This is a genomic window from Xanthomonas sp. D-36-1, from assembly GCF_017746155.1.
GTDB classification, from domain to species: Bacteria; Pseudomonadota; Gammaproteobacteria; order Xanthomonadales; family Xanthomonadaceae; genus Xanthomonas; species Xanthomonas cissicola.
The window spans coordinates 1-6,277 of the sequence record NZ_JAGHWR010000123.1; the positions used below are offsets into that span (position 1 = coordinate 1).

At 60.2% G+C, this 6,277-nt stretch carries 5 protein-coding genes, 2 tRNA genes and 2 pseudogenes; 6 read left to right on the forward strand and 3 right to left on the reverse strand.

The features are described 5' to 3' along the window. Positions 1 to 103 (reverse strand): annotated as a pseudogene (locus J7367_RS21810) (IS5/IS1182 family transposase); the annotation flags it as partial. Between the two features lie 68 nt (positions 104 to 171). On the opposite strand from J7367_RS21810, the gene J7367_RS21815 reads away from it, so the two are divergent. Together J7367_RS21815 and J7367_RS22470 are read left to right on the forward strand one after the other, a co-directional pair. After that, positions 172 to 453, forward strand: coding sequence for a hypothetical protein (locus J7367_RS21815; protein ID WP_139792654.1), 282 nt, complete (start codon positions 172 to 174; stop codon positions 451 to 453). Between the two features lie 169 nt (positions 454 to 622). Continuing rightward, positions 623 to 751, forward strand: a complete 129-nt coding sequence (locus J7367_RS22470; protein ID WP_254894382.1) for a hypothetical protein — start codon at positions 623 to 625, stop codon at positions 749 to 751. A gap of 111 nt (positions 752 to 862) precedes the next feature. Here the strand turns inward: J7367_RS22470 and J7367_RS21820 are convergent. After that, positions 863 to 939 (reverse strand) — tRNA-Asn (locus J7367_RS21820). 62 nt (positions 940 to 1,001) lie between these two features. Beyond that, entirely contained in the window at positions 1,002 to 1,529 is a 528-nt protein-coding gene (locus J7367_RS21825) for a GspH/FimT family pseudopilin (protein ID WP_081028028.1), read from the reverse strand. 153 nt (positions 1,530 to 1,682) lie between these two features. On the opposite strand from J7367_RS21825, the gene uvrB reads away from it, so the two are divergent. The 4 genes and pseudogenes from uvrB to J7367_RS21845 form a co-directional block, all read left to right on the forward strand. After that, on the forward strand, positions 1,683 to 3,704 hold the full coding sequence (gene uvrB / locus J7367_RS21830) for an excinuclease ABC subunit UvrB (RefSeq protein WP_007962222.1): 2,022 nt from the start codon (positions 1,683 to 1,685) through the stop codon (positions 3,702 to 3,704). A gap of 95 nt (positions 3,705 to 3,799) precedes the next feature. Then, positions 3,800 to 3,874, forward strand: a tRNA-Val gene (locus tag J7367_RS21835). Positions 3,875 to 4,575: 701 nt separating this feature from the next. Further along, positions 4,576 to 4,817, forward strand: a pseudogene (locus J7367_RS21840) (hypothetical protein). Positions 4,818 to 4,853: 36 nt separating this feature from the next. Then, the coding region (locus J7367_RS21845) for a type IV secretory system conjugative DNA transfer family protein (protein ID WP_209029009.1) at positions 4,854 to 6,277 on the forward strand (1,424 nt) is incomplete at its 3' end.

Here is a 6,277-nt window from a genome sequence, read left to right on the forward strand (position 1 = left end):
CCACGCCGATGTGCGCCTTCATCCCAAAATACCACTGATTTCCCTTCCTGGTCTGATGCATCTCAGGGTCGCGCGCATGGTCGGCGTTCTTGGTCGAACTGGGCGGACAATCCGGACACGGTTGTGGCTCGCTGATGGAGTGGGCGCGGCCGCAGGGTTGGGGCAAGGCTCTTGCCAGGCGGCTACACAGCGCTGAAACCCGACCTACCACGTCGCGGCAAGCGCCAGCTACCTGATCGCATCCGCGCGCCGCTGGAGATCCTGCAAGCGGCGAACCACACCTGGGCGACGGAGTTCATGTCCGATGCCCTGCGGTCTGGCCGCCGCTTTCGCACCTTCAACATCAACGATGACTTCAATCGCGAATGGATGAAGATTGAAATCGACACCAGCCCGCCCTCGGTAAGGGTCAGCCGCGCACTGGACGAGTTGGTCGAACTGCTGGCGCCCTAAGGCGACTGCGCCTGGACGACGGGCTGGAGTTCTTCAGCACTTGCACTCGGGCAGTGGGCACAGCAGCACTGCGTCACCCTGATCCACATCCAGCCCGGCAAGCCCACCCAGAAATGCCGATATCGAACGCTTCAACCGCATTTTTCGCACTGAAGTGCTGGACTGCCTCATGTTGACTAAGCTCGGCGATTCGGCGCATGGTCGAGGACTGGCAGCCGCCAACGACTACATCAATCACTCGGCGGCTTGCCGTCCATCCGCCTCGCAATGGGCAATCACCAGCCACCTCTACTTCTGAGCGGCTCGAATAAGCGAGGATGCTTCATCGCCGCCGAGATTGCGTTCTCTATTTCCAGCGCGATGTAAATTCACGACAAAAAAACCCACGCATGTGCGTGGGTTTCAGTCTTGGCGCCCGAAGTTGGACTCGAACCAACGACCCCCTGATTAACAGTCAAGTGCTCTAACCGGCTGAGCTATTCGGGCGGGGAGGCAAATTATAGGGAGGCTTGGCTGCATGTGCAAGTCCCCCTGTCGCGCCGCAAATCTTAAGAGGGACAAGGTTGAGGTAAGCGCGGCCGCAAGGAGCGAAGCCGACCAGTCATGCTGACGATGACCTGACCCTCAAGGCCTCCATCTCGGCAGACGTTGAAGGTCACGTTAGTCCCCAGCATTGTCCCGAGTGGGCCAAAGCGCAGCTGCGTACGTCCGGAAGTGGTGCGGACGCTTATCTTCGCGTCAACCTTGCTTGTCCCCGACGCGATGATGTCATGCGCACCATCGGGTCGGCGATTTCCGTCCGGATCTGCAAACAACAGCCAGCCGTGCGTCCAATCGTGACCAGCTGCACAAGCATCTGATGACTCGCGCGGACACATTCCTACCGGATCCCCACGGGTAATTGAGGTCGACCTTGCCAGTGCCAGATGTGCAGCAAGCTCAAGCATCGTTGACCGAACCTGATGCGTTCGTCGCAACGCCGTTAAGGACGGTAGCGCCATGGATAGCGCCACCGCAAATGCTGCCACCGCAATAGAACACTCAATGAGGCTGAATCCTTTGTGGGGTTGGTGCATATCCTTGCCAAGCCTCGATTCTCGGTGATCCCTAGAATCGGGCGCGGCTGACGTTTCCGCGATCGGCCTAAAGCCCGTAAGAAGGTAGGGAAACCGCAAACATCGCCGTCATCCGCCATCGCTATACTTATTGGTCGTTCGAAGGTGCGCTCCATGACCGACCGTTTTCAGCTCGTATCCCCTTACTCGCCAGCGGGCGACCAGCCTGCAGCCATCGACAAGCTGGTCGCCAACTTCGAGGCCGGGCTGGCCAAGCAGACCTTGTTGGGTGTAACGGGCTCGGGCAAGACCTACACCATTGCCAATGTGGTCCAGCAGGTGCAGAAGCCGACGCTGGTGATGGCGCCGAACAAGACGTTGGCGGCGCAGCTGTACGGCGAGTTCAAGTCATTCTTCCCTCATAACGCGGTCGAGTACTTCGTCAGCTACTATGACTACTACCAGCCGGAGGCTTATGTGCCGTCGTCGGACACCTTCATCGAGAAGGACAGTTCGATCAATGAACACATCGAGCAGATGCGCTTGTCGGCGACCAAGACCCTGCTGTCTCGGCGCGATTCGCTGGTGGTAGCGACGGTGTCGGCAATCTATGGCCTTGGCGCGCCGGAGGACTACCTATCGCTGCGTCTGATCCTGTCGGTTGGCGAGCACATCGATCAGCGCCAGTTGATCCGCCATCTCACCGATTTGCAGTACACCCGCAACGAGTTCGAACTGACACGCGGCGCCTTCCGCGTGCGCGGCGAGGTGTTGGATGTGTTCCCGGCCGAGTCGGATACCGAAGCCTTGCGCATCGAGTTGTTCGATGGCGACATCGAACAACTGACGTTGTTCGATCCGCTCACTGGCGAAACCTTGCGCAAGTTGCAGCGCTACACCGTGTACCCGAAAACTCATTACGCCACGACGCGTGAGCGTACCTTGAGTGCGGTGGACACCATCAAGGAAGAGCTGAAAGAACGCCTGGAGCAGCTCTACTCACAGAACAAGTTGGTCGAGGCGCAACGCTTGGCCCAGCGCACGCAATTCGATCTGGAAATGATGGCCGAAGTGGGTTTTTGCAACGGTATCGAGAACTACTCGCGGCATCTCACCGGCAAGGCGCCGGGCGAGCCGCCGCCGACCTTGTTCGACTACCTGCCGCCGGACGCGCTGCTGGTCATTGATGAGTCGCATGTGACCATTCCGCAGATCGGCGCGATGTACAAGGGCGACCGTTCGCGCAAGGAAACGCTGGTGGAGTTCGGTTTTCGATTGCCGTCCGCCTTGGACAACCGCCCCTTGCGTTTCGAAGAGTGGGAGGCGCGTTCGCCGCGCAGCATCTACGTCTCGGCGACGCCGGGTCCTTACGAGGTACGCGAGTCTGCCGGCGAAGTCACGGAGTTGGTGGTGCGCCCGACCGGGTTGATCGACCCGGTCGTGGAGATCCGCCCGGTCGGCACGCAGGTCGACGACCTGATGTCCGAGGTCCACGAGCGCATCAAGCTCGGCGACCGTGTATTGGTGACCACGTTGACCAAGCGCATGGCCGAAAACCTCACCGAGTACCTGGGCGAACACGGGATTCGGGTGCGCTACCTGCACTCGGATATCGACACCGTCGAGCGCGTGGAAATCATTCGCGACCTGCGTCTGGGCAAGTTCGATGTGCTCGTGGGCATCAATCTGCTGCGCGAGGGTTTGGACATGCCGGAAGTCTCGCTGGTGGCGATCCTGGATGCCGACAAGGAAGGCTTCCTGCGGTCGACCGGTTCGCTGATCCAGACCATTGGCCGTGCCGCACGCAATCTGCGCGGCAAGGCCATCCTGTATGCCGACAAGATGACGCGCTCGATGCAGGCGGCGATCGACGAGACCGATCGTCGCCGCGAGAAGCAGGTCGAGTACAACCTGGAACATGGCATCACACCGAAATCCGTCGAGCGGCCGATCGCCGACATCATGGAAGGCGCGCGCGACGATGCGGCCGAGAAGAAGTCGGGCAAGGGCCGTTCGAAATCACGCCAGGTTGCCGAGGAGACGCCCGATTACCGTGCCATGAAGCCTGCGGAAATCGCCGGCAAGCTCAAGAGCCTGGAGCAGAAGATGTATCAGCACGCAAAGGATCTGGAGTTCGAGGCCGCAGCCCAGATTCGCGACCAGATCCAGAAGTTGAAAGCGGCAAGTCTGGGCTAGGGCAGAGACGTCTTGGGGCGCGGGGAGGGCTTGTGGTCCTTAAATCCCTGCGCTAGAATGCGCGCCCTGCACAGCGCAATGCTGACGCAGGAAACGGGCGGTTAGCTCAGCGGTAGAGCACTACCTTGACATGGTAGGGGTCACAGGTTCGAACCCTGTACCGCCCACCACTCTAAGTCCAGATGGTACAGGGGCTTGAGTGGTTTCAAGATCGGCAGGCACGTCTGCCACTGACCCCGACGTGACCCCACGCAAAAGTTCTTGCAGCGTTGGCATCTGTCAGCTCGGGTCTGCTGCACTGGAATTCCCGCCTTGCTGCGCTGCGCGTTGCGTATCGACTGGCGATGCGGAGACGCGGCACTGGTGTATGGAAGTGGCTGGCTGCGGTCAAAACGTCGCCGGCCAGGTACGCGGCGATGCTCGAGCGGTGCCAAATCGTGCCGCGCCATCTGTCTGATCTATACGTTGCGGATGATGCGTGATGCTCGCGGCGCCTCGTCCCCCTCTGACGGGTGAACTACTGATGCCGCTCTCGTCCTTCTATCTTGAAAAGTGGCTTGATCGATCGTCGCCGGATGTCAGTTGAGCGCCGGGGCTGGTGGGTGCGTTCACCGCGAAGGGGCGCTTCGTGCGGTAAGCCAGGCTATCGCAGTGCCTTCCACGCGAAGGCGGTAGGCAGTCCAGGTCTTCGGCCGCCCGTGCGCGTCTTCGAAAGCGCACCGAGAGTGCCTCGGCTGTGGGAAATAAGTGTTCAGCGCGGCTGTTTTGCGGGTCAGCGCTGCCTGCCGCAGCCCAGTCAGCCGATACCGCTTTCGCCGTCACACGTCTTGCTTTAGCATCGCCACCGCGCTGACGGAAAGGAAGGCTGGCGATGGACGAGTATCAGCACACCGTGCTGACCAGGGGGGGGACCGTGTTGTGGCGATTACGCGTGACGAGGTGTACGCACCCGACGCCGTCGTGGCATACGCCGTTGTGACCGAGGCGGGTACGCGAATCACTCCGGATTTGTCCCTGGACCAGGCCAAGGTCTGGATCGATTCGCTGGTGGAGAGCGAGAGTGGTGGGCGCAAGTCCGATCTTGTCGACCATAAGCCGGTCGTGCGCCGCTAGCCCGCCATCGTGATGCAAGCCTAAGGAGAAGGGCGCATGTCCAAACCCAAAATCATCGCAATTGCCACGCTGGTGGCGGTGCTAGTTGGATATTGCCTGTCCGGCTATCTGACCCTGTTGTTGCTGCGGCTCGACACCGGTCTGTACGGGTGGGACACCTACTATCGCTATTTCGGCGCTCTTGGGTTGCCCCAAGTGGCGCCTTACGCGACCAAGATCAAGATTGCGGGCGTGCTTGGATTCGGGCTGCCGGTGCTGGTCTGGGCGATTGCCGTTGTGCTCATCGTCAAGCCCAAGCCGCGCGCCCTGCACGGTGACGCCCGCTTTGCCGGCGCCGCCGATCTCTCCAAACATGGGCTGTTCAAGCCCAGCGGAAACGGCATCGTCGTCGGCAAGTTCAACGGCAAGCTGGTGCGATTGAGCGGCCAACAATTCGTGATTCTTGCTGCACCGACGCGCTCGGGTAAGGGCGTCGGTGTCGTCATCCCGAACCTGTTGGAGTATCAAGAGTCGGTCGTGGTCCTGGACATCAAGCAGGAGAACTTCGACCTGACCAGTGGCTGGCGTGCAAGCCAGGGCCACGAGGTCTTCCTGTTCAATCCGTTCGCCGAAGACCGTCGCACACATCGCTGGAATCCGTTGACCTATGTATCGAACGATCCCGCATTTCGCGTTTCGGATTTGATGAGTATTGCAGCGATGTTGTACCCGGACGGGTCCGACGACCAGAAGTTCTGGGTGAGCCAGGCGCGCAACGCCTTCATGGCGTTCGCGTTGTACCTGTTCGAAAACTGGGACGAGGAGCTCTCGCTCGGTTTTCCGGGTGGGGCAGGGGCACCCACTTTGGGCGGGATTTATCGCCTTTCGTCGGGTGACGGTACCGATCTCAAGAAATATCTGAAGTCGCTGTCCGAGCGGCGGTTCCTCAGCAGCAACGCCAAGTCGGCCTTTGCCAACATGCTGTCACAGGCGGATGAGACCTTCGCCTCGATCATGGGCACCTTGAAGGAGCCGCTCAATGCGTGGATCAATCCGGTGCTGGACGCTGCCACCAGTGCGGACGACTTCGTGCTCACGGACCTTCGCAAGAAGAAGATGACCATCTACATTGGCATCCAGCCCAACAAGCTGGCCGAAAGCCGCCTGATCATCAATCTGCTCTTCAGCCAGATCATCAACCTCAACACCCGCGAACTTCCCAAATCCAACCCTGAGCTCAAGTATCAGTGCCTGCTGCTGATGGACGAATTCACCTCGATCGGCAAGGTGGACATCATCGCGACCGCGGTAGCCTACATGGCCGGCTACAACATCCGCCTTCTGCCCATCATCCAGAGCATGGCCCAGCTGGACGCGACCTACGGCAAAGATCTGTCACGCACCATCATCACCAATCACGCCCTGCAGATCCTTTACGCGCCACGCGAACAGCAGGACGCCAGCGATCAGCGTCGCATCGA

Bases quoted from the DNA above. Each gene is read 5' to 3' on its own strand.
- J7367_RS22470 (WP_254894382.1), top strand. From the start codon at position 623: ATGTTGACTAAGCTCGGCGATTCGGCGCATGGTCGAGGACTGGCAGCC.
- J7367_RS21825 (WP_081028028.1), bottom strand. From the start codon at position 1,529: ATGCACCAACCCCACAAAGGATTCAGCCTCATTGAGTGTTCTATTGCG.
- uvrB (WP_007962222.1), top strand. From the start codon at position 1,683: ATGACCGACCGTTTTCAGCTCGTATCCCCTTACTCGCCAGCGGGCGAC.